The organism is Novosphingobium sp. B 225 (assembly GCF_002198665.1).
Classification (GTDB): Bacteria; Pseudomonadota; Alphaproteobacteria; order Sphingomonadales; family Sphingomonadaceae; genus Novosphingobium.
The window spans coordinates 142,611-166,514 of record NZ_MWLM01000064.1 but is presented as its reverse complement, the minus strand read 5'-3'; the positions used below and the strand labels follow the sequence as shown (position 1 = coordinate 166,514).

The following is a 23,904-nucleotide window of genomic DNA, read 5'->3' as shown; positions in this document are numbered from 1 at the left end:
CGGTCGTGCATCAGACCGATGTGCTGGTGATCGGTTCCGGCCCGGGTGGCCTCGCCGCCGCGCTCGCCTCTGCGCGCGCCGGGATCAAGACGACGCTGGTTGAACGCTATGGCTGCTTCGGTGGCAATATCACGCAAGTCGGCGTTGAAGGTTTCGCCTGGTATCGCCACCCGGCAACGATCGACAGCGAAGGGATCGGCCGCGAGTTCGAGGACCGGGCCAAAGCGATGGGCGCCGCCCTGCCCGAACCGCAATCGATCAGCCACGCGCTCGATGCCGAAGCGTTCAAATATGTCGCCGACCGGCTGGTGGTTGAAGCCGGGGTCGAACCGATGCTGCACCGCATGTTCGTTGCCCCGATCATGGAAGGGGACACCATTCGCGGCGTGATCGTGGAAAGCAAGGCCGGGCGCGAGGCGATCCTGGCAAGCCGGGTGATTGATGCCAGCGGCGATGCCGACGTGGCTCACCGCGCCGGTGCCCCCAGCCACATGCACCCCAAGGCCGAAATGATGTCGGTTTCGGTCATGTTCTCGATGTGCGGGGTGGACAAGGGCAAGTTCATCGATGCAGTCAAAGCCGATCCGCAAACCTATGCCGACTGGGCGAAAGACGGCGAATGGTCGGTGAAGACCTCAGGCAAAGAGGACGAAATGTTCTCGCCCTTCCTGCGCAAACCGTTTGTGGCCGCGCACAAGGCGGGGATTCTGCCGGATAATCTCAAGACCATTGCCGGCACCTGGGGCACGGTCAGCGATCAGGGCGACCTGACCTATCTCAACATGGTGCACATGACGCTCGACGGGACCAACCCCGACGACCTGACTCATGGCGAAATCGAAGGGCGTCGCCAGGCGATGCACGCCATCGAGGCCTTGCAGAAATTCATGCCCGGTTGCGAGACTGCCAAGCTGCGCAATTTCGGCATGACACTGGGCATCCGCGACACCCGCAAGATCGACGCAGCCTATAACCTGACGGAAGCTGACGTGATGCATCAGGGCCGGTTCGAGGATTCAATCGGGATCTTCCCGGAATTCATCGATGGCTATGGCCTGCTGATCATCCCGACCACCGGGCGCTATTTCCACGTGCCCTATCGCTCGATGCTGCCCAAGGGCGTGAAGAACCTGATCGTCACCGGGCGCACCATCGGTGGTGACAAGGTTAGCCATGCGGCGGTCCGCAACATGATGTGCTGCGCGGTTGCCGGGCAAGGCGCAGGTGTGGCTGCGGCGATCTCGATCAAGACCGGGCACGACTTCGATACTATCGATATCGGAGCGGTCCAGACCGAACTGCGCCGCCAGGGCGCGCGGATCGACTGACCTTCAAACCTCTCCAGCACAAGGACATCCCCATGCAGACCATCCCATCAATCGGCCTTGCCGAAGCCCGTCAGATCGCCAGTGCAGCCCGGACCAAGGCCGTGGCCGAAGGGTGGAACGTCGTTATCGCTGTGGTTGATGCGGCAGGCCATCTGATCCTGCTGGAACGCGCCGACGATACCCAGCTGGGATCGATCCAGGTTGCCCAGGACAAGGCACGCACCGCGCTGATGTTCCGGCGCCCCAGCAAGGCGCTGGAAGACGCAGTGAATGGCGAACGGCCCAACATGGCGGAATTGACCGGCGCGCTGCCGATCGAAGGCGGCCTGCCGCTGACCGTAAACGGCGCTTTTGTTGGCGCGATCGGCATTTCTGGAGTGCAATCCTTTCAGGACGGGATCATTGCCCAGGCCGGAGCAGAGGCACTCAACCCAGCCTGAGCCGCCCCGACAAACACGGCTTGAGTGCGCCGTCCGCGAATTGTATAAGCCTCGCTTATTATAACGCACTCTTCTGGTGCAGCGAGGAGAGATCGCGCGCATGAACGCTGTCATGAACAAGGGCCAGTTGCCATCTGGCTTTGAATTCCGTGCGCTGCAGGTGTTTGTCGTCACGGCCGAACAGGGCAGCATGACTCAGGCCGCCAAGGTCCTGGGGCTGACCCAGTCGGGCGTTTCGCAGATCATTGCCGGGCTGGAAGAAACGGTTGGGCGCCAGCTGTTCGACCGTTCGATCCGCCCGATTGTGCTGACCAAGGTTGGCCAGGTCCTGCTGCGCCAGGGGCAAAAGATCCTGGGCGATCTCAATTCCGCGTTCGTCGAAGCGACCGAAAGCGAAAGCGGCGAACTGGCTTCACTGTCTATCGCCATGCCAGAAAGTCTGGCCAATGTACTGGGTCCGCGGCTTTACCGCCGCAAGGGAGAGCTGGCCCGCAACTGGCGGATTTCAAACGGTTTGATGCCTGATCAGCGGGCCAAGTTCAACACCCACGCCGCTGACGTGATGATCACCGAGGAAAGCAACACCTCGGACATGCTGGATGTCGATCGCTACAACCTGTTCACTGAACCCTATGTGCTGATCTTCCCCAAGCAGTTCGCCGCCGCGCCCGAACTGGGGGCCCATCTGGCCGACAGTCCGTTCATCCGGTTTTCGCTGCGCAGTTCGATGGGCCGCCAGACCGAGGCGCAGCTTAACCGACTGCAGCTCAAATACCCGTCACATATAGAATTCGATTCGATCGTCGGTCATGCCACCGCAGTATCCTATGGCCTGGGTTGGGGGATCACCACGCCGCTCTGCCTGTTCCAGGTGCCCTGGGCGTTTGACGAACTGTCGATCCACCCGATCCTGCGGGGCAAGTTCGGTCGGCGGATGACCCTGCTGGCCCGCCAGCAAACCTTGGGCTCTGCGCCGCGTGTCATCGTGGACGAATGCCGTTCGATCCTGGAAGAAGAGGTGTTTCCCCAGCTTCTCACGCACCTTCCCTGGCTGGAGGGATCATTCAAGGTCGGCGAAGACTGAAGCGCCGCGATGGCCGTGCGATATTACCGCAAGTTATGGTCCCGATCATTTTCCGCAAGTGGCTTGTGCAAAGGCCTTACTTGGCGGAAATCGACCGCGCCGGAATCCAGCGAAAGCTGAACCCACCGGTCGCTATTCACTCTGATTTTGAGAGGCAAGGGCCTGCGCGCTCTTGAAAAGGGGATGCAAGAAAACGAACTGCCACCGCCGGGCGCCCCGGACATCGAAATCGCCCGTGCCGCCAAGATGGCACCGATTCTTCCATTGGCGCAGGACCGCCTGGGCATCGCGCCCGAAGCTCTGGTCCCCTATGGCCACTTCAAGGCCAAGGTCAGCCTGGAATATATTGCCGCACTGAAGGAGCGCCCGCGCGGCAAGCTGGTGCTGGTCACCGCGATCACCCCCACCCCGGCAGGCGAAGGCAAAACCACCACCTCGGTCGGCCTCAACGACGGGCTCAACCTGATCGGCGTCAAGTCGATCGTCTGCCTGCGTGAACCCTCGCTTGGCCCGTGCTTCGGCATGAAGGGCGGCGCGGCGGGCGGCGGACGCGCGCAAGTGATCCCGATGGAGGACATCAATCTCCACTTCAACGGCGATTTCCATGCTATCGCTTCGGCGCATGCGCTGCTCGCCGCGCTGCTCGACAACCACCTGCAATGGGGTAACGAGCTCAACATCGATCCGCGCCGGGTGGTCTGGCGCCGCGCGGTCGACATGAACGACCGCGCACTGCGTAACATCACGGTCGGTCTTGGCGGGGTCACTCACGGCGTGCCGCGTGAAACCGGGTTCGACATTATCGTCGCCTCGGAAATCATGGCGATCCTGTGTCTCGCGACGGACCTGGCCGACCTCACTCGCCGCCTGGGCGACATCATCGTCGCGCGGACCTATGCCAAGCAGCCGGTCACCGCGCGCGACCTCAAGGCCGATGGGGCGATGGCAGTGCTGCTGCGCGATGCGATGCAGCCCAACCTGGTCCAGTCGATCGAACACAACCCGGCCTTCATCCACGGTGGGCCGTTTGCCAACATCGCCCACGGCTGCAACTCGGTCATGGCGACCGACACTGCTCTGCGGCTGGCCGACGTGGTGGTGACCGAAGCCGGGTTCGGTGCCGATCTGGGCGCGGAAAAGTTCCTCGACATCAAGTGCCGTCATTCGGGCCTGCGCCCCGATGCGGTAGTGCTGGTGGCTACGGTGCGCGCGCTCAAGATGCAGGGCGGCGTGGCCAAGGACGATCTGGGCACACCCGATGTCGCGGCGCTGGAACGCGGCGCGGTCAACCTGGAGCGACATATCCAGAACCTGCAGAAGTTCGGCCTGACTCCGGTGGTGGCGATCAACCACTTCATCAAGGACAGCGCCGAAGAAGTCGACGCATTGAAGGCCGTTTGCGCCAAGTACGGCGCCCGCGTCGCGCTGGCCAAACACTGGGCCGAAGGCGGCGCCGGGGCCGAGGAACTGGCCCGTCAGGTCAAGGCTCAGCTTGATGAAGGCTCGCCCGAGATCAAGCTGCTCTATCCCGATGACATGCCGCTGGCCGACAAGATCGCCACCGTCGCGCGCGAAATCTACCGCGCCGACGGGATCTCGCTGTCAAGCTCGGCCGCCAGCAATCTCAAGGAATACGAAAAGCTGGGCTACGGCAATCTGCCGGTCTGCATCGCCAAGACGCAGTACAGCTTCAGCACCGATCCGGGCAAGATCGGCGCGGCGACTGGCCACACGCTGGAAGTGCGCGAAGTGCGGCTGTCGGCGGGCGCGGGATTCGTGGTCGCGGTCTGCGGCGATATCATGACCATGCCTGGCCTGCCCAAGCGCCCGGCATCGAATGAGATCTATCTCGACGAAGCCGGCAATATCGTCGGGCTGGCCTGATCGCAGCCGAATGACAAAAGGCCGCAGGACATCGTTCCTGCGGCCTTTCTCATGCCCACCATCCGCTTCATGGCGGCATGATGTTTTTACATGCCGTGTGCCTGCCGCTTTGGATTAAGCCTTGCGGTATGGATACGCTCACCAGCTCTGAAGCCGCCCCCTCCTCCACCACTGGCCGCCGCAGCGGCGGACGCGATGCCAAGCGGGCGGCGCGGCTTGGCGCGCATACCGCCAATGCCCCCTACATCAGCCGCCGCCTGCCTTATGTCGACTTGCTTGACGAAGAAGGGCTGGCACTGATCGAGGAAAATGCCGAAGTCATCCTGTCCGAAATCGGCTGCGAATTTCGCGACGATCCCGAAGCGCTGGAAATCTGGAGAGCCGCCGGGGCCGAAGTGACCGGCGAACTGGTGCGGATGCCGCGCGGCATGTGCCGCCAGCTGATCCAGGACCACGCCCCGCGCGAATTCACCCATCAGGCCCGCAATCCGGCGCGCAGCACAATCATTGGAGGCAAGCGCACCGTGTTTGCCCCCACCGCCGGGCCGCCGTTCGTGCGCTGTCTCGACAAAGGGCGGCGCTATGGCACGATCGAGGATTTCCGCAATTTCGCCAAGCTGACCCAGGCCTCGCCCTGGCTGCACAGCTCGGCCACCGCGATGTGCGAACCGGTCGACCTGCCGGTGAACAAGCGCCATTTTGACATGTTCTATGGCAACGCCAAGCATACCGACAAGCCGTTCTTCAGCGCGGTTTCGGCCCCCAGCCGGTCGGATGACTGCATCGAAATGGCGCAGATCCTGTTCGGTGATCGCTGGATCAATCCCGAAACCGGTGAACCTCACACCTGCCTGATGGGGGTGATGAACGGCAACAGCCCGCTGACTTTCGATGCCACCATGCTTGGCGCGGCCAAGGCGCTGGCACGCTCCAATCAGGGCGTGCTGGTGACCCCGTTCATCATGGCCGGCGCCATGGCCCCTACTGGCCTGGCGGGCGCAATTGCGGTGACGCTGGCCGAGGCAATGGCTGGCATGGCATTTCTGCAGCTGGTCAAGCCCGGCGCGCCGGTGATCTTCGGCAGCTTCGTTACCACGCTGTCGATGCAAAGCGGTGCTCCGACTTATGGCACGCCCGAAACATCGCTGATGAAAAGCGCACTGATCACGCTGGCCCGCCGCCTTGGCGTCCCTTCGCGCACCGGTGGAAGCCTGTGTGCTTCAAAGATCGCCGATGCGCAGGCCGCTTATGAAAGTGCGCAGACGCTGCAAACCACGGTGCTTGGCGGGGCAAACTTCGTGCTGCAATCGGCCGGCTGGCTGGAAGGCGGGCTGGTCACCGGTTATGAAAAGTTCATGATGGACTGCGACCAGCTGGGCATGATGCACAAGCTGCTCGCGGGCTATGACCTGACCGAAAACGGCCAAGCAATGGACGCCATTCGCGAGGTTGGCCCTGGCAAGCACTTCTTCGGCTGCGCCCACACCCAGGCCAATTTCGAAACTGCCTTCTATCGCTCACCGCTGGCCGACTATGCCAGCTGGGAACAGTGGGAAAGCGAAGGCAGCCAGGACATCCAGCAGCGCGCCAATACCGCCTGGAAAAAGACGCTGGCCGAACACGAGGATCCCCCGCTGGACCCCGCCGTGGACGAAGAACTGCAGGCCTATATCACCAAACGCAAAGGCCAGATGCCCGACGCCAATTACTGAGCGGTTGAGGTTTCAAGCCCGCGCATCAGCCATTTGCGCAAGGTCAGGATCACCACTGCCCCGGCCAGCGCGATGGCGGCGTCTATCGTCCAGAACATCGCCGGGCTGAGCTTGTCATAGGAACTTCCGACCCAGCCCATCAGGGTATGGCCAATGAAGGGTGACAGGAATGCGACGCCCATCAGGGTTGATGTCACCGCGGGCGGTGCGGACTTGCTGACCAAGGCCAGAGTTGTGGGCCAGTAATACATCCAGGCCAGCCCCATCAGCAGGTATCCGCCCAGCGCCCAGCCGATCCCGACACTGCCTGGGGCGGCGGCATCGAGGCTGCCGAACGCAAACATCAAGGCTGCCAGGCCCACCAGCGCCGCGCCGATCCCGATCTTGGTGACGCTGCTGGGTTCACTACCGCTGCGGGCCTGTCGGCTCCAGAATGCGATCAGCAAGGGAGCGACCAGGATCGCCCCCAGCGAATCCGCCGAGGCAAACCAGCTTGACGGGACCAGCCCCAGACCTGTCGCCAGGTTGACATGCTGGTCCACCCACAGGATCCCGATGCTCCAGACCATGGGGTAGGCGATCTCTGCCGGGATGGTCAGCGCCACCACGGCCAGCAGGAACCACACCTGCCGCCGTTCTGCGGTGGTCAGGGGCGGCGCCTTGGTCCGTTCGCGCGCTACGGGCCGCTGTTCCGGCAAGTATCGCTGGCCAAATGCATAGGTCACCAATGCCACTAGCATCAGCACGGCCGCCAGCGCGAACCCGGCGTGCCAGCCATACAGCGCCGCCAACAGCCCGGTTGCCAGCGGGCCGGTTGCCGCGCCGATGTTGATCCCGGTTGAAAAGATCGTGAAGCCCCGCGCCCGCAGCGATTCCGCCTCGCGCGGATAGAGCGTGCCGACCTGGGCGGAAATGTTGCCCTTAAGGAACCCCGACCCCAGGATCAGCAGCAGCAGGGCGATCAGGAAGGTCGAATAGAACGACATGGCGAGATGGCCCGCGCTCATCAACAGCACGCCAATCATGACCGTGCGCTTTGCCCCCAGCAGCCGGTCCGCAACCCAGCCGCCGACGATCGGGGTGAAATAGACGAGTCCCGCATACCAGCCATAGACAATCGAGGCGAAAGCCAGGTCCGACATGGCCCCGCGAAATTCGAACAGCCCGCGCATTGCACCAAGTCCGATGACGCTTTCGACATTCCCGGGCAGCAGCAGGTCCTTGACCATGTAAAGGGTCAGCAATGCGGACATTCCGTAGAATGAGAACCGTTCCCACATCTCGGTAAAGGCAAGGATATAGAGGCCCTTGGGATGGCCTGCGATCGAGCCTGCCTTGTCCATTTCGCCAGTCATTCCAGTCCCTTCCTCACATCCCGAATTTCGTTCTTGCCCCCCGGTCGGGACAAGTTCGCAACCTGCGTCAATGGCCGTCAAGCCTGCGCGCTACAGGCATGGCCATGATGATGGCCAACAAACAGATCACGCCCCCAATCGGACCGATCAGGGTGTAGCCGCCAAATAACTGGGCGATGCCGCCTGCCGCCAGCGAGCCCACGCTTTGCGCCAGCAGCCATGATCCCGTAGTCATCACCGCCAGGCGCCCGCTGTCATCGTGGGCATAGGTCAGTCCCAACAGCAAGGGATAGGTCAGGAACCAGCTGACCATGAAGGCCACGAATGCGGCAGCAAAGGCCGCTTCGCCCTGCACCGTGGTCAGCAAGGCGCAGGTCAGCCCGCAAGTACCGAGCGCAGCGGCCAACGGCCAGAAACGCGGCAGGCGGTTGATGATCAAGGCAAGACCCGCATTGCCCAACGCGCTCGCCAGTACGGCCATGCTCTGGTATATCCCAAATTGGGTTGCCGGAATGCCAATTGCATGGGCGGTGCGCTCGATAAACGGCCAGATCGCCAGCGATCCAAAGGCAAACAGCGCCATCGCCGCGATGATCTGCAACCCGGCTGTTCCGATCGGACGATTGGGAGTCGCGTCTTGCCCGTCAGGGCTGGCGTCTTTTCCGCCCGGCAACAACAGGGTCATCATGCCCAGCACCACAGCCAGACCGGCCAGAGCCAGGAACATTCCCGTGACCCCATGCGCAGCGCCAATCCTTGGCACGGCAATCGCCACGAACGTGTAAAGCACGGTCTGAAAGGCGATCCCCAGCGAGATCCAGCGTGCCGGATGGTCGGCCCGACCCGCAGCCAGATTTACCGCACTGTTCATCATTCCAAAACCGAACCCGGTGCCGATCCGGCCCAGAAACAGCAAAGCATAGTCGCCCGCGAAAGCGGAACCGGCCTGCGACACGGCCACCAGCACGGTGGCCAGCAGCGCCAGCAGCCGCGCGTCCATTGCCCGTGCCCGCGGAGCTACCAGGAACATCGCCGCTGCATAACTCAGCGTTTCGGCCATATTCCATGCGCCCATCTGCAACGGCGAAAAGCCAAAGCGTTCGATCAGGCCGCCGACCAGATAGGTGGTGAAATTGTTGCCGATATGCGCCGCCGCCGTGGCCGCGCCGATCCCGATCAGCGTAAATGCGAACGGGCTTGGCTGGCGGGCTGGAGCCCGGTTTGCACTGCTGTCCAGAATGTCTCTCCCCGGCAGCGGGATGGCATGATTTCGGCAGTCTGGCAACGCGCCAGAACGCCCCTTGTCGAGACCGGCCAAGCGATCTAGCCTCTGCCCGATGGATCTGGATTGCAAAAGTTTTGGGCTTGGCCGGCGCGGCAGCGGTGCGCCCTATGGCAAGACCCAGCAGTGGTGGCCGCCGCCGCGCGGCTGATCCTTGTTTCGCACATCCCGAAATTCCTGAATCGCACTGGAATTCCCATGACTGTATCTGGACTTGAGGTCCGTGCAGACGCGCTTGGCGTGATCTGGACGGACAATTCGCGCACGACCTATCCCACGATCTGGTTGCGCGACAACTGCCCTGCCGGGCTGCATCCGCAAACGCACGAGCGCCTGCTTGACCTGCTTTCGCTCGATCCCTCGCCGCAATTGCTTTCCGCGGAAATTTCGGGGGAGCATGTCAGACTGATCTATGCCGACAGCCATGTGAGCCTGATGCCGTTGACACTGCTCGCTGCCAATCAGCCCGGCCTGCCCGCCATCGATCCTGCCGCTATCACCCCCCAGCTCTGGCATGCCAACCTTACCCCGGCTGGCATTCCGCGCTTCCATGCAGACGCGGTGCTGGCGGACGATAGCGCATTGCGTGACTGGATGGTGCAAACCGCCAGTTACGGGCTGTCGATCGTCGATCGCCTCGAGGACCGGCATGGCGCCGGGGTTGAAGTGGCGCAGCGGGTCGGGTTCCTGCGTGAGACCAATTTTGGCACGACCTTTGAAGTGATCAGCATGCCCGATCCCAACAATCTGGCCTACACTTCGGTCGCGCTGCCCCTGCACACCGATCTGCCCAATCAGGAAGTTCCGCCAGGCTTCCAGTTTCTGCATTGTATCGCCAACGAATCAAGCGGCGGGGGTTCTGTCTTTGCTGATGGTTTTGCCCTGGCCCAGGATTTGCGGGACGAAGATCCCGCCGCGTTCCAGCTGCTGGCCGAAGTGCCAATCCCTTTCCGGTTCCACGATCAGACTGCCGACATCCGGGTGCGGGCCCCGGTCATCACGCTCGACCGGTCAGGCGAACTCAGCGAGATCCGCTATAACGCGCATATTGCCGCGATATTCGATATGCCAGCAGAGATCATGCCAGACTATTATCGGGCTTACCGTGCTTATATGACGAAGACCCGGGACGCGGCCTATCGGATTGAATTCAAACTGGCACCCGGCGAAATGGTGGTGTTCGACAACCGCCGGATCCTGCACGGACGTGAGGCGTTCGATCCATCGACCGGATTCCGGCACCTGCACGGCTGCTACGTCGATCGCGGCGAGTTCAATTCGCGCTTGCGCCTGCTCGCGCGTTAGAACCGCGCAGGGGCCGGTCCAAAAGTCCGGCTCCTGCTCACCTAGCGCCCTTGCCAGTGCGGTGTCCGCCCCTCGGCAAAGGCGCGCGGGCCTTCTAATGCGTCTTCGGAATCGAGCATCGCGCTGTAGCTGGGGATCGACCCGCTGCGCATCGTGCGATAGGCCGCCGCCACTTCCAGCCCTTCGGTCGCGCGAAGGATCTCGCGCGCGGCGCGAATCGCGAGCGGAGCGCCCTTGGCAATCTCCCGCGCGAGGTCCAGCGCCGTGTCCAGCAGCACATCGGGCTGGACAATCCGGCTGACCAGCCCGGCGGCCAGTGCCTCTTGCGCTTCAAGCCGCCGCCCGGTCAGGATCATTTCGCGCGCCAGTGCGGCAGGCAGAACTTTGGGCAGGCGCAGCAAGCCGCCCGAATCCGGCAGTATGCCCAGTTGCACTTCCGGCAACCAGAACCGCGCCTGCGTGCTCGCCACGATCAGATCCGCCGCCAGGGCCAGTTCAAACCCGCCCCCCACGGCCAGCCCGTTGACGGCCGCGATCACCGGCTTGGTCAGGTCAAAGTATTCGGTCAGCCCGGCGAAACCGCCCGGCCCGTGATCGGCATCGGCTGCCTCACCCTCATTCGCGGCATTGAGATCCCAACCGGCGGAAAAGAACCGCCCGGTCCCGGTTACGATCCCCACCCGCAGTGCCGGATCATCATTCAGTGCCCTGAATGCTGCGTAGAGTTGCAGACTGGTTGCCACATCGATGGCATTGGCCTTGGGTCGATCAAGCGTAATGACCAGAATTTCGCCATGGCGTGCGAGTGAGACGGCAGACATGCGGGCTATTCCTTGATCCTGATCAGCGCATCAACCGCCATGGCCCCCGCAGGCAAAGCCAGCAAGGGATTGACGTCCAGCTCTTCCAGACAATCGGCGTGCGCCATGGCAAATGCGGCAATGGCTTCGATGGCGGAAAGCAGCGCCACCATGTCGCAGCCCGGCCGGCCGCGATAGCCGGTCAGCACCGCGTCAAGCGGCAGGCGGGCCAGCGCGGCGGCAATTTCTGCACTGCTGGCAGGGAGCAGGACCTGTTCCACCTGGCGCAGCAGTTCGACAAAGATGCCTCCTGCCCCCAGGGTGAGGAACAGACCGAACTGCGGGTCGCGTCCGATGCCGACGATCAATTCGGCAATCGCCTCGCTGACCATTTCCTCGACCAGGAAGGTGTCTGATAGCCCGGCCATCCGCTGTGCTGCGTTGAGGAGCTCGGTGCGCGAGGTGATCCGCAGCGCCACCCCGCCCAGCTCGGTCTTGTGGGCCAAATCGCTGCCAACCGCTTTCAGCACCAAGGGAAAAGGCGCAGGCAGGCTGGACTGTTCATCGCCGCATAAAGCCTCCAATTCGGCCGGGTGGAGCAACTTGCCGCGCGGAACGGTCAGGCCTGCCGCCGCCAGTGCAGCCTTGCTGCGCACTTCATCCCAGACCACCGGATCGCCCAAAGCCTGCACCGGCAACTGCGGCAGCGGGGACGGAACCGGCTGAGCCCAAACCGCGCCGATCCGCGCCGCTGCGGCCACGGCCTGCAGCGCGGTGCCCAGCCCGGCGACCGGGGCAATTCCCGGTTCCAGCAGGCGCATCGCGACCGCTTCAGGCAGGTTCTCACCCAGCGAGCTGACCACCATCCGCACCGTGCCCGGCGCAGGCGGCGCGGCGCAGTGCGCGGCGATAAAGGCGTCCAGCGTAGTCTCCCAATCCATCGGCACGCAGCGATCAGCGCGCGGGAAATCCAGGATCAGGATCGATGCTTCGAACCCCGCATCGATCATTCCGGCAAAACAGGCGGTTTGGGCAGGCAGATCGCCCCAGATATAGGTGTGGTAATCCAGCGGGTTGGCAACCTGCACCCGGTCCCCCAGCACCACTTCGAGCCGGGCCTGCGTGGCAGACGGAAAGTCCGGCGTTTCCAGCCCGCAACGCTCAGCCAGATCCGCAGTCAGCGAAGCTTCGCCGCCCGAACAACTCGCGCTGGTGATCCGCCCGCCCGCAAGCGGCCCGGCAATGTGTAGCAGCTTCAGCGTTTCGAGGAAAGTCGCGGGATCGTGCGCGCGGGCCACGCCATAGCGCGCGAATAGTGCATCACACAGCGCATCGGCCCCGGCGAGCGAGCTGGTGTGCGACATGGTCAGCACAGCCCCTTTGGCAGAGGAACCGGTCTTGAGCGCCACGAGCGGCACTCCGGCAGCGCGGGCGGCGCAGCAAGCCGCCGAAAAGCGGGCGACCGAACCCAGCCCTTCCAGATGCAGGCCGATCGCGCTGACCCGGGGGTCTTCGATCAGCGCCTCGATCAGATCGGCCGGGGTCACATCGGCGCAGTTACCGACGCTGATGACGTAGCCGATCGGCAATCCGCGCGCCTGCATGGTGAAATTGAGTGCCAGATTGCCGCTCTGGCTGATGATTGCCACCCCGCGCCCGGCGGCAATCGGCAAACAGCCATGCTGATCCGGCCACAGCGCCACCCGGTCAAATGCGTTGAGCATACCGTAGCAATTGGGCCCGATCAGCGGCATGCCGGCGGCGGCCGCCAACAGGTCTGTCTGGCGCTGCCGCCCGTGTTCACCGGCTTCGGCAAAGTCAGAGGCATAGCAGATCGCCCCGCCCGCGCCGATGTTGGCCAGCTCTGCAGCAAGAGCAATGCTGGGATCTGCAGGCGCAGCCAGGAACACGGCGTCCGGAGCCTGTGGCAGCGCAGCCAGATCGGGCACGCACGGCACGCCCGCCATGCTTTCGCGCCGGGGATTGACCGGCCAGATCGCGCCATCAAACCCGAATGCCACGCTTTGCCGCACTGCTTCTTCTGCGGCCTTGCCGCCGACAAAGGCAATCGAGCGTGGCCGCAGCAGGCGGCCAAGCACAGGCTTGCTCATGCTTCGAGCGGGCGCAGCAGTGCGCGGCTGATGATGTGGCGCTGAATTTCGCTGGTCCCGTCCCAGATCCGTTCCACCCGGGCATCGCGCCAGAACCGTTCGATCGGCAATTCATCCATCAGACCCATACCCCCGAAGATCTGCAAGGCATTGTCGGTGATCCGCGCCAGGGCTTCCGAAGCAAACAGTTTGGCCATGGCTGCATCGGTATCGGTCATGCAGCCCTGATCGTCTTTCCACGCCGCGCGCAGCGTCAAGAGTTCTGCGGCTTCCAGCTCTGTCTTCATGTCCGCCAGCTTGAAGCCCGTGCCCTGAAACTTGCCAATCGCCTGGCCGAATTGTTTGCGGGTAGCCGCCCACTGGCTGGCCATTTCCAGTACACGCTGCCCCCGCCCGACCGAGGTGGTGGCAACCTGAAGCCGGGTCGAGCCAAGCCATTGGCCCATCAGATCAAAGCCTTTATCCAACTCCCCCAGCAGATTACGGGCCGGAATTCGGCAATCTTCGAACACCAGTTCGCACTGGTGGTAACCGCGATGACTGACGCATTTCGGCCCCCTGCGGCGGGTCAGACCGGGTGTGTCGAAATCGACCAGAAAGCAGCTGATCGAACGTTTCCCGCCGCCCAGCTCACCGGTTGCTGCACAGAGGATCACGTAGTCGGCCATATCGGCGTGGCTGATGAAATGTTTGGTCCCGTTGATCACGAAATCGCCGCCGTCACGCTTTGCGAAAGTGCGCATCGAGCGGACATCCGACCCGGCATCGGGTTCGGTCATGGCCAGGCAATCGTGACGGAGGCCCCGGATCGTTGGGAGCAGATATTCCTCTATCTGCCCTTCTGCACAGCCGCGCAGAATGTTGCTGGGCCGCGCAACCAGCATCTGCAGGCCATAGCTCGCCCTCCCCAGTTCGCGCTCCATCAGGGTGGTGTTGAATGTGCCCAATCCGCCGCCGCCCAGTTCGGCCGGCATGTTGACGGCATAGAGCCCCAGCTCGATCGCCTTGCGGCGAATGTCCTCGGCCAGATCGGCGGGAATATCGTCGGCCCGTTCAACCAGCACTTCGTGCGGATAGAGCTCCGCCTCGACGAATTTGCGGACGGTTTCGACCAGCATCTGCTGTTCGGAGGAGAGGGCAAAGTCCATTATCGGGGTTCCCGCCTGATCGCGATATTGCGGCCCGCCTGGGCCGGGACCGGCAGCGCCGCATGGGCTGCCAGCACCGCCTTGACGCGGGCGTGGAGCTCTGGCGGCATCGGCGCGGACCGGCCTGCCGCCAGATCGACATGCACCAGCATCTGTTCGCCCGTAGCGAGCAATTCGCCGCTATCCGCATTGTGCATCGCATGGAAGATGTGCAGCCGCCTGTCGTCGGCATCGAGAAGCTGGAGCGACAGGTTCAACCGGTCGCCCAGATGCGCTTCGGCCAGATTGAAGATCATCGTCTGGACGGTAAACAGCGAATGCCCCGCCGCCCGGTAGGCTTCATCAATGCCGATGAAACGGAAGAAGGCATCAGACTGGTCCCCGAAGGCGAGCAGATAGCAGCTTTCGCTCATATGCCCGTTGTAATCGACCCATTCGGCCGGCACCGTCGGGCTGATCAGGCGCAATGGCGCAGGCACAGCTGCAGCCGCATTCCACGCCGCCGCCGCGACCCCTTCCAAAGGAGTGCGAAACCCGTGTTCCGCAACCTCAGCGCTGTCCGTTCCGGTTCCCATCGTCAGCTCCGCAAAACCGCGCGCTGCTTGCATTCCCGGGCGCGGGCTTGGCAAGCGCAGGTCCGGTGACCCAAGCAACTAATGCTACCCATTACTGCCCCTAATGAGCGGCATTGCAGATTGACTTGCCACCACAGGGTGCCAACGTCATTTCAGAAGGTATTGAGTTGCCACAATTGGGCAACCTTGGTCTGTTACCGGCCATACCTCGCCCACGCAGAATTTTGAGGATCTGCGTTGGCATGACGTTTCAACCGTCCAGTCGGCGCACGCTGGCGGACAACGAACAGGGAGGCTTACATGAAGCGACATTTGCTGCTTTCGACAGCAATCACCGGCATGCTGATCGGCATGTCCGGGACCCAGGCTTTGGCGCAGGACGCTGCGGCTGACGCTGCGGAATCGGACAATGGCGGCATTGCCGACATCGTCGTCACCGCATCGCGTCGCGCCGAAAAGATGCAGGACGTGGCGATCACCGTCCAGGCACTTGGCGGCGATCAGCTCACCGAGCGCGGGATCACCAGCTTTGACCAGCTGCTGACTGAATTGCCGCAGGTTCACGCAGGTGGACGCGGTCCGGGGCAGAAGACGGTGTCGATTCGCGGCCTGTCGCTTTCACAGGTAGCAATCCAGACCTCGGCGGTGGCCGGAGCCAGCCCGAACGTCGCTATCTACCTTGACGATGCGTCGGTGGCCGTTCCGGGACGCAACCTTGACGTCTACGTGACCGACCTTGAACGCGTCGAAGTACTGGAAGGTCCGCAGGGCACGCTGTTTGGCGCGAGCGCGGAAGGCGGGGCGATCCGCTATATCACCAACAAGCCGAACCTGTCGAAGTTTCAGGCCGGCGTCTCGCTGAGCGGGGCTACCACGCCGGGCCATGCCTATAGCGGTTCGGCCAATGGCTATATCAACATCCCGATCATCGAAGACAAGCTGGCGATCCGTGCCACAGCCTTTGTTGACCGCCAGGGTGGCTTTATCGACAACGTCTATGGCACGTTCCAGATGCCACTGATCGGCCGCAACGCCGATGGCACCGTGGCCTTTGCCCTGCCTGCCACCGCGACCCGGCCGACGATCAACAACGCCGCCTATGCCCGCAACGATTTCAACCCCGCCACCTACACCGGCGGGCGTGTTTCGATGCGCTGGTCGCCGGCGCCGGACTGGACGGTGACCGTTCAGGACATGTACCAGGTGCTCGAAGCCGAAGGCGTGTTCCAGTTCGACCCGACGTTGGGCGATCTCAAGGTGATGCGCTTCTCGCCCGATACCAACCACGATGAATTCAACCAGCTGCAGTGGTCGGTCGAAGGCAAGCTGGGCGGGCTCGATCTGGTCTATACCGGCTCCTATCTGGACCGGAAGGTCGACCAGAAGTTCGACTATACCCGCTATTCCGCCGTCGGCCCGTTCGCGCCTTATTACATCTGCTCCTATCCGGGCTATGCCACCTGCGCCACGCCGCGGATGACCCATATCGACAAGTCGCGGTCGAACCGGTTCTCGCAGGAATTCCGGATCGCCACCCCGTCGGACAAGCGTCTGCGCGTGCAGGCCGGGGTCTATTATGACCGGTCGAAGGTCTTCGCCGACAACGTCTGGTACTATGAAGGCGCGGCGGTGCAGGGTTACAAGGGCCAGTATCCGGGCGGCACCGACCGGATCACCAACTACATCCGTCCGGATGGCGGGGTCTACTTCAACGACGCTGAACGCGGTGAAAGCCAGTTCGCGCTGTTCGGCGAAGGCAGCTTCGACATTACCGACAAGCTGACGCTGACTGCCGGGATCCGCTGGTACAACCAGGAAGTCTCGCTGCGCGGTTCGGTCAACTGCGGTGGCCACTTCAGCACAAAGGCCAGCGTACTGCCCAACGGTCATCCCTGCGGCAGTGGCAACTATGGCATTTCGCTGGCCGGCAAGAGCCCGAGCCACGAAAAGGGCACCACGCCCAAGGTGACGCTGAGCTACAAGCCGAACACCGACATGCTGTTCTACGCCACCTTCTCGGAAGGCTATCGCCCGGGCGGGTTCAACCGTCGCGGCGGGCCCAGCCGCGATCCAAAGTTCCCGATTCCCTACACCTATCAGTCTGATAGCGTGAAGAACTACGAAGTGGGCTGGAAGCTGCAGTTCGCCAACAACCGTCTGCGCTGGAACGGTTCGGCCTTCCTGATCGACTGGACCGGCATTCCGGTGTCGATCTATGCACCGTCGATCAGCAACTCCACTTTCGTGCTCAACGGGCCGAACGCGCGGGTCAAGGGGGTTACCACCGACCTCGTCTGGCGCGCCACGCAGGAACTGACGATCACCGGCAACCTGGCCTACAACGATTCGGAACTGACAGACTATGCCAGCACCCCGGCAGACTTCCGTGCGAAGACCGGCGGTGGTCCGCTTGATCTGACCTTCATGCCGCTGGGCAGCCCGCTGGCGCTGGCTCCACACTGGCAGGGCGGTCTGCGCATGCGCTATGAGCATGAAGCATCAACCGGCACGACCTTCTTTGGTCAGGTGGGCGGTCAGTTCGTCGGTACTTCGTGGACATCGACGATCAAGCCGCAGAACTTCAAGCTGCCCGGCTATGCCCAGTTCGATGCTTCGGCCGGGTTCAAGCGCGATGGCTGGAGCGCCGAACTGTTCGCTACCAACCTGACGGACAAGCGCGCCGTCAGCTACATTTCGAACAGTGATAACATCAACCTGCAATCGACGATCCGTCCGCGGACCATCGGCTTGCGGTTCAACTTCAACTACTGACCGGATCCGGGGCTAACCCGGTACCGCAGCAGTTAGAATACCGGTCCCGGCGGGTTGAACCAGTTCAACCCGCCGGGATCTTGTTTTCGGCACCCTTGTCCAGCCACGCGCTTGTGGCCATGGTGGCAGCCAGGATGAAGTCTGAAAGTTCACACGCCGTGCAAAACGATCCCCTGGTAGAGGCAAAGCTTGCGCTGGCTCGCGGCGATGTGGTTGCGGCCGGAGCCATGGCGGCAAAGCTGGTGGCGACGCGCGGCGATGATCCCGAAGTGCTCTATTTTGCGGCAGTGACCGCACGCATGCGCGGGGACCTGCCCGCCGCACACCGTTTGCTCGATCAACTGATTGAACGGGCGCCCTATCTGGGCCGGGCCTGGCAGGAACGTGGCCATTGCCACCGCCAGGCCGGCAACCGCGAACGGGCGATCGCCGCCTATGAACGCGCCACGGACCTCAATCCGCTCCTGACCGCATCGCTCAAGCTGCTTGTGGCCCATTACCAGCAGGCTGATCCGGCCAAGACTGGGGAGCTGATCGAAAAAATCCATGATGTCGAAGGGCATCCGCCTGAATTGCTGGCCGCGCTGTCAGCCTATTACGATCAGGACTATACTCTGGCCGAGGAACGGATCCGGGCCTACCTGATGAAGGCCCCCGCCGATCCGGTGGCGATGCGCCTGCTGGCCGAACTGGGCACCCGGCTGGGTGAATATGAGGATGCGGAATTCATCCTTGAGCGCTGCTGCCATCTCAACCCCGGTTTCCTGCCCGCCCGGTTCGATTACGCCGAAGTGCTAAGCAAGCGCTTCAAGTTTGAAACCGCTCTGACAGTGGCCGAAAAGCTGGTGGCGGCGGAACCGGCCAATCCGCAATTCCTCATGCAACGGGCCAATCTGATGCTGCACGTGGGCCGGACAGAGGATGCGGCTGACGAATATTCCCGGCTTCAGGCCAATGCCCCGGATCACACCACGGTCAGCCTGACTTATGGCCATGCGCTGAAAACCCTTGGCCGGATCGACGCGGCTGTTGCCGCCTATCGCCGCGCCTATACTGTGCGACCCGATTTCGGCGATGCCTATTGGAGCCTCGCCAATCTTAAAACCTACCGCTTCACCCCGGATGAAATCGAGGTGATGGTGGATGAAGAAGGCAAGCCGGGGATCGCGGTTGATGACCGCATCCACCTTTGCTTCGCGCTGGGCAAGGCCTTTGAAGACGCGCGCGAATATGCGCGTTCGTTCGAATATTACCAACGCGGCAATGCCCTGCGCCAGGGCGTGGCGCAGTACAAGCCGAACGCGATCACGCGCGAATTTGATCGACAGATCGAACATTGCGACGCCGCGCTGTTCGCGGACAAGGCTGGCGCAGGCTGCCCGGCGCCTGATCCGATCTTCATTCTGGGCCTGCCGCGCGCCGGATCAACCTTGCTGGAACAGATCCTTGCCTCGCACAGTCAGGTCGAGGGAACCACCGAGCTGCCCGACGTGATGGCTACAGCTTCGCGGCTCAGTGGGCGGCTCGCCGCCGATGCGCAGGAAATCTATCCGGCCAACCTGCGGGAATTGTCGGCCGAAAAGCTGGCCGAACTGGGCCAGGCCTATATCGATTCCACTCGCATCCACCGGGTGGAAGGTACGCCTTTCTTCATCGACAAAATGCCCAACAATTTCCGTCATATCGGCCTGATCCACCTGATGCTGCCCAATGCCCGGATCATCGACGCCCGGCGCGAACCGCTGGCCTGCGGGTTTTCGGTGTTCAAGCAGCTGTTCGCGCAAGGGCAGGACTTCTCCTACGATCTCGATCACATCGGTCGTTATTACACCGACTATGTCCGGTTGATGGATCACTGGGATGCCGTGCTGCCCGGCCGTGTGCTGAAAGTGCAGCATGAGGACGTGATCGAAGATCTGGAAGGTCAGGTACGCCGGATTCTTGATTATTGCGGTCTGCCGTTCGAGCAATCCTGCGTCGAATTCCATCGCACGGAGCGCGCGGTGCGCACCCCCAGCAGTGAACAGGTGCGCCGTCCGATCAACCGTGACGGGACCGAAGTGTGGAAGAATTTTGACCCCTGGCTGGGCCCGCTGAAAGCGGCGCTGGGCGCTTAGAGCCTGATGACATAAGGTTGATCCGACCTGATCTACCTTGTCCAGGCGCAGACCCCCAGCGTGCGACCGGACGGCAGCCGCGCTGGATCGACTGGTCCGGCGATCAGATGTGCCTTGCCTTTGTCACAAACCAGCGTGCGGTTCCCGTACCCCGCGACATCCAGCAGCAACTGGTCCCAGTGGCGATACTGCACATCGTGCCCTTCGCCGGGGTAGGTGCGATAGGTGACCTTGCCCTGCACCTGCCTGCCCCAGAATGCACCGTGGCTGGGCGGGACCAGCTTGTCCGCCGTGCCGTAATAGAAGAACGCCGGGGCCTTCAGCCCCTTGATCTGCGCGGGCGCATCACAGAACCGCTTGTATTCGCGCGCCACCCCGCGTGCATCACCCTTTTGTCCGGCGATGAAGAACGCGCGCGCGCCTTCATCCGCGGTGCGATCGTCAAACCCGCGGACATGGGCGGCAACGCCATCATCAGGCATGTCCCACCACACGCGCGGGGCCCCGATCTGCGGCGTAAGCTGGGCTTCCAGCGTGGCCTGATCGACCCCGCAGGCGGCCCCGCTCGCAGGCGAGGATGATACCGCCGCGAGCATGTGCCACGAAGCTATCCGTTCCGGCATGGCCGCAACCACGTGCCCGGCATAGGCCCCGCCCCCGGAAATCGCCGCCAGCGAGAACCTGCCAACCGCCAGCTTGTCCAGCACCAGCCGCACATCCGCCGTATAATCGGCAAACGTCCAGTCCGGATCATAGGCACTGTCGCCCAAGCCATTGCGCTCGACCGCAATGATCCGCACTTTCAGGCGGCGGCGCATGGTATCGAGGAATGCAACCAGTTCCGGCGCACGGCCGCTTGTGCCCACGCCGCCGATAAACAGCAGCGGCTTCCATCCGGCCTCGCCCGTATCGGTGAAATGAACCGTGCGGCCCGTGCCGGTCTTGACCGATTGCACCGGGGTGCCGATCGGATCGAACCGGTCAGGGAACACGATCGGCGCATCGGCAGTGGGCTTGGCCAATACCGGAGCGGGGGCCAGCGCGAGAGCGATCAGAGCGGCAGCGCGGGCGATCAACGCACCGGCTCCGTTTCAAGGTTGCGGTCCAGCACGGCGATCTGCTCCTGTTCGGCTTGCAAGTTAAGGTTTCGGCAGAGGTACAGGTAAACGCCGGCAGATACCGGCAATCCCACCAGCATTGAAATGTCCGCTCTCCCCAGCGCCGTGGCCACCGGTCCGGTGTAGAGCCCGGTCTTGAAGAACGGGATCATGGCCGCAAAGCCTACGGCATAAGATACCAATCCGCGCCAATTCCACTTGCCATATAGCCCATCGGCCATGAACATCGCCCGGATCGAATAACGCCCCTTCCGCACAAAGAAGAAGTCCACCAGGTTGATCGCGGTCCACGGGGTGAACAGATAGCCCAGCACGCCCAGGAACGCTTCGAACCCGTGCAACACGTTACCGCTGACCACCAGCGAAAGCGAGACTGCCGCCGTGAACACCGTGAACAGCGAAAGCACCCGCGCCTTTACACCCAGCTGCACCGAGGTCAGGCTGTCCATCACGCTCAGCAGGGTCAGCGAAGCGCCGTAGAAATTGAGCGAGGTGATCGTGATCAGGCCAAGGAAGCTGGTGACCAGCATGACCACGCCAAACCCGGGGAAGATCGCGTCCGAACTGTCCCGCAGCGCGGCGATGATTCCATCTGGCGTGGCGAAAGCGGCATAAGCGAAAGTGCCGACCAGCATCATCCAGGCCCCGCCCACGAAGGCCCCCCAGAACGTCCAGAAGAAGCTTTCGCGGATCCCGACGTCTTTCGGCAGGTAGCGCGAATAGTCCGAGACATAGATCGACCAGCTAAGCTGATAGGCGGCGGCAGCGAAGAATTGGACCAGGAAGGGAGTGGCCCGGAACTCACCGGGGGCGAGCAATTTGCCCAGATCGACAATCCCGAACGCGCCAACCGTATAGACCGCCAGCACCGCCAGCATGGCATAGGCCAGCCAGCGCTGGGCCAGGTGGATCAGATCATAGCCGATCACCGCCACAGCGACCGCCACCAGCGAGAACACGATCACGGTTGGCCCATGCGGGAACCCGGCCAGCTCCTTCAGCGTATCGGCGGCCAGCGTCTGATTGAGCGCGTTGAAGCCGATGTAGGTGACCAGCGCCACCACCCAGACCAGCAAGGCCCCCAGATAGCCGAACTGAGGGCGCGACTGGATCATCTGCGGCAAGCCCAGATGCGGCCCCTGGGTGCAATGGAAGGCCATCAGCACCGTACCCAGCGCGCAGCCGCCCAGGACCGCGATCGCCGACCAGAACAAGCTGAGCCCCGCCGCAACGCTGATCGCCCCGGTGGCCAGGGTCGCCAGATGAGCATCGCCGGTGAACCACACCGGCCAGAGGTGCCAGACCTTGCCATGGCGTTCTCTCAGGGGAACGTAATCGATCGAGCGGGTTTCTACCAAGGCCATCCGATATGCTCTCCCCTGCGCCGCGCCTGTCTGGCTTATCCCGGCATCCTGATCTGTCGTCCAAGCCCTTCCGGCAAGGGCAAATGTTCCTGCCCTTGGGCAAAGCCGCGCGCTTTTTCCTGCATGGCCTGCGGGGCCGGGGTCGATTTCTCGGCCTGGGCATCGACGTGGACCAGCATGTGTTCGGCCGTGGCAATCACCACCTTCTGCTTGAGGCTGGCCATTTCGTGGAACAGGTGCAAGCGTTTCCCATCGCAGGCCAGCACCCGGCTGCGAACTTCGACCGGCTCGCCCAGCCGCGCCTGGCCCAAATGCCGCAAATGACTTTCCACCGTGTACCACGAATGGCCACCCGCGACATATTCCGCTCCCGCACCGATCCGCGCCAGCACGACGTCGGTCGCATCGCCGAACAGCTTGAGATAGGCCCATTCCGTCAGATGTTCGTTATAGTCGATCCATTCGGGCTGGACCGGGGTGGCGATGGTCTGCAACCGCCCGTTGCCATCAACGGCGCCATCCGCCGCCACCTGACCGCCCAGCCGCTGCCGATGCGCCTTGGCCACTGCACCCGATGCGAAATCGTTGCGTTCCAGCGCGTGGGTCAGATCGACCAGGCAGTTGTCACGCAGCCGTTCATAGGTGCGCAGATCGACATTGCCGGCCTGCTCGTCGCTCTGCTGCGCCACCGTATCGATCAGCTCGTCAGTCAGTTTGGGGCCGATCAGTTTGGTCCAGGGCCATTCCATCGACGGGCCGAACTGATGCAGGAAATGCCGCATCCCGGCCTCCCCACCAGCCAGGCGATAAGTCAGGAAGGTGCCCATGAACGACCAGCGCATCCCCGCGCCAAACCGGATCGCGTCGTCGATCTCGCTCGCCGTGGCGATCCCGTCGTTGATCAGCCAGAGTGCCTCGCGCCAGACGGCCTCCAGCAGGCGGTCAGCGATGAACCCGTCGATTTCCTTGCGGACATGCAGCACTTTCATGCCGATCCGTTCATAGACGGCAGCCGCAATATCCTTGGTCGATTGGCTGGTCTGATCGCCGCCACAGACCTCGACCAAGGGGAGCAGATAGACCGGGTTGAACGGGTGCCCCACCACCAGCCGGTCAGGGCGGGCCATGCCAGACTGGAGCTTGGTCGGCAGCAGGCCAGAAGTTGACGAACCGATCACCGCATGGGCGGGCATCAGCCGGTCAACCTCAGCCAGTACCTTCTGCTTCAGATCCTCGCGCTCAGGCAGACTTTCCTGAATGAAGTCGGCGTCCTTGACCGCATCCTCCAGCGTCGCCGCGATGGTGAGCGTGCCTTCGGCCGGCAACGCCGCACCGAACAGACGGCCCAGCGCGCGGCGGGCATTGGCGACCACTTCCAGCGTCTTGCGCTCGATCTCCGGATCGGGGTCATAGACCGCCACGTCTATCCCATTGAGCAGGAACCGCGCGGCCCAGCCCGCCCCGATCACTCCGCCGCCGACAATCCCTGCCTTGCGAATGTCCGTCATC

17 protein-coding genes are annotated in these 23,904 nt (G+C 62.9%); 8 read left to right on the top strand and 9 right to left on the bottom strand.

All coding sequences use genetic code 11. The features are described 5' to 3' along the window. Positions 1-5 precede the first annotated feature (5 nt). The 5 genes from MNBBLIKP_RS13245 to MNBBLIKP_RS13225 all read left to right on the top strand — a co-directional run bounded on the left by MNBBLIKP_RS13245 (position 6) and on the right by MNBBLIKP_RS13225 (position 6,448). Positions 6-1,328: an FAD-dependent oxidoreductase gene (locus MNBBLIKP_RS13245; RefSeq protein ID WP_217896686.1), complete on the top strand. Its 1,323-nt coding sequence runs from the start codon at positions 6-8 to the stop codon at positions 1,326-1,328. A gap of 32 nt (positions 1,329-1,360) precedes the next feature. Continuing rightward, positions 1,361-1,768, top strand: a complete 408-nt coding sequence (locus MNBBLIKP_RS13240) for a GlcG/HbpS family heme-binding protein (RefSeq protein WP_088310725.1) — start codon at positions 1,361-1,363, stop codon at positions 1,766-1,768. Between the two features lie 100 nt (positions 1,769-1,868). Next, entirely contained in the window at positions 1,869-2,852 is a 984-nt protein-coding gene (locus MNBBLIKP_RS13235) for a LysR family transcriptional regulator (RefSeq protein ID WP_140420606.1), read from the top strand. A gap of 183 nt (positions 2,853-3,035) precedes the next feature. Then, on the top strand, positions 3,036-4,736 hold the full coding sequence (locus tag MNBBLIKP_RS13230) for a formate--tetrahydrofolate ligase (protein WP_088310723.1): 1,701 nt from the start codon (positions 3,036-3,038) through the stop codon (positions 4,734-4,736). Positions 4,737-4,864: 128 nt separating this feature from the next. Beyond that, positions 4,865-6,448, top strand: a complete 1,584-nt coding sequence (locus MNBBLIKP_RS13225; protein WP_088310722.1) for a trimethylamine methyltransferase family protein — start codon at positions 4,865-4,867, stop codon at positions 6,446-6,448. Here MNBBLIKP_RS13225 and MNBBLIKP_RS13220 read toward each other — a convergent pair. Further along, entirely contained in the window at positions 6,442-7,803 is a 1,362-nt protein-coding gene (locus tag MNBBLIKP_RS13220) for a peptide MFS transporter (protein WP_088310721.1), read from the bottom strand. The genes MNBBLIKP_RS13225 and MNBBLIKP_RS13220 overlap by 7 nt on opposite strands. Positions 7,804-7,870: 67 nt before the next feature. Beyond that, positions 7,871-9,121, bottom strand: coding sequence for an MFS transporter (locus MNBBLIKP_RS13215; protein WP_254913050.1), 1,251 nt, complete (start codon positions 9,119-9,121; stop codon positions 7,871-7,873). A 162-nt stretch (positions 9,122-9,283) separates the two neighbouring features. On the opposite strand from MNBBLIKP_RS13215, the gene MNBBLIKP_RS13210 reads away from it, so the two are divergent. Continuing rightward, positions 9,284-10,390 (top strand): TauD/TfdA family dioxygenase, encoded by a 1,107-nt coding sequence (locus tag MNBBLIKP_RS13210; protein ID WP_088310926.1) that lies wholly within the window; start codon positions 9,284-9,286, stop codon positions 10,388-10,390. Between the two features lie 41 nt (positions 10,391-10,431). On the opposite strand, the gene MNBBLIKP_RS13205 is transcribed toward MNBBLIKP_RS13210, so the two are convergent. From MNBBLIKP_RS13205 to MNBBLIKP_RS13190, 4 genes are read right to left on the bottom strand one after another with little or no spacing between them, the layout of a single operon-like run. Further along, a complete protein-coding gene (locus MNBBLIKP_RS13205) occupies positions 10,432-11,211 on the bottom strand; it encodes an enoyl-CoA hydratase-related protein (protein ID WP_088310720.1) in 780 nt (259 codons plus the stop codon). Positions 11,212-11,216: 5 nt separating this feature from the next. Continuing rightward, positions 11,217-13,301: an acetate--CoA ligase family protein gene (locus tag MNBBLIKP_RS13200; protein ID WP_088310719.1), complete on the bottom strand. Its 2,085-nt coding sequence runs from the start codon at positions 13,299-13,301 to the stop codon at positions 11,217-11,219. Further along, complete coding sequence (locus MNBBLIKP_RS13195) at positions 13,298-14,449, bottom strand: acyl-CoA dehydrogenase family protein (RefSeq protein ID WP_088310718.1); 1,152 nt, start codon at positions 14,447-14,449, stop codon at positions 13,298-13,300. The genes MNBBLIKP_RS13200 and MNBBLIKP_RS13195 overlap by 4 nt, the downstream gene beginning before the upstream one ends. Then, on the bottom strand, positions 14,449-15,057 hold the full coding sequence (locus MNBBLIKP_RS13190) for a thioesterase family protein (RefSeq protein ID WP_217896685.1): 609 nt from the start codon (positions 15,055-15,057) through the stop codon (positions 14,449-14,451). The genes MNBBLIKP_RS13195 and MNBBLIKP_RS13190 overlap by 1 nt, the downstream gene beginning before the upstream one ends. A gap of 267 nt (positions 15,058-15,324) precedes the next feature. Here MNBBLIKP_RS13190 and MNBBLIKP_RS13185 point away from each other — a divergent pair, with 267 nt between their 5' ends. Both MNBBLIKP_RS13185 and MNBBLIKP_RS13180 read left to right on the top strand, forming a co-directional pair. Then, positions 15,325-17,796: a TonB-dependent receptor gene (locus MNBBLIKP_RS13185; RefSeq protein ID WP_088310717.1), complete on the top strand. Its 2,472-nt coding sequence runs from the start codon at positions 15,325-15,327 to the stop codon at positions 17,794-17,796. A gap of 158 nt (positions 17,797-17,954) precedes the next feature. Continuing rightward, the gene (locus tag MNBBLIKP_RS13180; protein ID WP_254913049.1) at positions 17,955-19,913 is read left to right on the top strand and encodes a tetratricopeptide repeat-containing sulfotransferase family protein; all 1,959 of its coding nucleotides are present in this window, start codon (positions 17,955-17,957) and stop codon (positions 19,911-19,913) included. Positions 19,914-19,945: 32 nt separating this feature from the next. Here MNBBLIKP_RS13180 and MNBBLIKP_RS13175 read toward each other — a convergent pair whose 3' ends face one another. The 3 genes from MNBBLIKP_RS13175 to MNBBLIKP_RS13165 are packed head-to-tail and all read right to left on the bottom strand — an operon-like array spanning position 19,946 to position 23,903. Beyond that, entirely contained in the window at positions 19,946-20,989 is a 1,044-nt protein-coding gene (locus MNBBLIKP_RS13175; protein ID WP_140420605.1) for an alpha/beta fold hydrolase, read from the bottom strand. Further along, the gene (locus MNBBLIKP_RS13170; protein WP_088310715.1) at positions 20,986-22,395 is read right to left on the bottom strand and encodes a purine-cytosine permease family protein; all 1,410 of its coding nucleotides are present in this window, start codon (positions 22,393-22,395) and stop codon (positions 20,986-20,988) included. The genes MNBBLIKP_RS13175 and MNBBLIKP_RS13170 overlap by 4 nt, the downstream gene beginning before the upstream one ends. Before the next feature lie 35 nt (positions 22,396-22,430). Continuing rightward, positions 22,431-23,903, bottom strand: coding sequence for a carnitine 3-dehydrogenase (locus MNBBLIKP_RS13165; protein ID WP_088310714.1), 1,473 nt, complete (start codon positions 23,901-23,903; stop codon positions 22,431-22,433). Position 23,904 lies beyond the last annotated feature (1 nt).

Bases quoted from the DNA above. Each gene is read 5' to 3' on its own strand.
- MNBBLIKP_RS13240 (WP_088310725.1), top strand. From the start codon at position 1,361: ATGCAGACCATCCCATCAATCGGCCTTGCCGAAGCCCGTCAGATCGCC.
- MNBBLIKP_RS13235 (WP_140420606.1), top strand. From the start codon at position 1,869: ATGAACGCTGTCATGAACAAGGGCCAGTTGCCATCTGGCTTTGAATTC.
- MNBBLIKP_RS13230 (WP_088310723.1), top strand. From the start codon at position 3,036: ATGCAAGAAAACGAACTGCCACCGCCGGGCGCCCCGGACATCGAAATC.
- MNBBLIKP_RS13225 (WP_088310722.1), top strand. From the start codon at position 4,865: ATGGATACGCTCACCAGCTCTGAAGCCGCCCCCTCCTCCACCACTGGC.
- MNBBLIKP_RS13220 (WP_088310721.1), bottom strand. From the start codon at position 7,803: ATGACTGGCGAAATGGACAAGGCAGGCTCGATCGCAGGCCATCCCAAG.
- MNBBLIKP_RS13210 (WP_088310926.1), top strand. From the start codon at position 9,284: ATGACTGTATCTGGACTTGAGGTCCGTGCAGACGCGCTTGGCGTGATC.
- MNBBLIKP_RS13205 (WP_088310720.1), bottom strand. From the start codon at position 11,211: ATGTCTGCCGTCTCACTCGCACGCCATGGCGAAATTCTGGTCATTACG.
- MNBBLIKP_RS13200 (WP_088310719.1), bottom strand. From the start codon at position 13,301: ATGAGCAAGCCTGTGCTTGGCCGCCTGCTGCGGCCACGCTCGATTGCC.
- MNBBLIKP_RS13195 (WP_088310718.1), bottom strand. From the start codon at position 14,449: ATGGACTTTGCCCTCTCCTCCGAACAGCAGATGCTGGTCGAAACCGTC.
- MNBBLIKP_RS13190 (WP_217896685.1), bottom strand. From the start codon at position 15,057: ATGCAAGCAGCGCGCGGTTTTGCGGAGCTGACGATGGGAACCGGAACG.
- MNBBLIKP_RS13185 (WP_088310717.1), top strand. From the start codon at position 15,325: ATGAAGCGACATTTGCTGCTTTCGACAGCAATCACCGGCATGCTGATC.
- MNBBLIKP_RS13170 (WP_088310715.1), bottom strand. From the start codon at position 22,395: ATGGCCTTGGTAGAAACCCGCTCGATCGATTACGTTCCCCTGAGAGAA.
- MNBBLIKP_RS13165 (WP_088310714.1), bottom strand. From the start codon at position 23,903: ATGACGGACATTCGCAAGGCAGGGATTGTCGGCGGCGGAGTGATCGGG.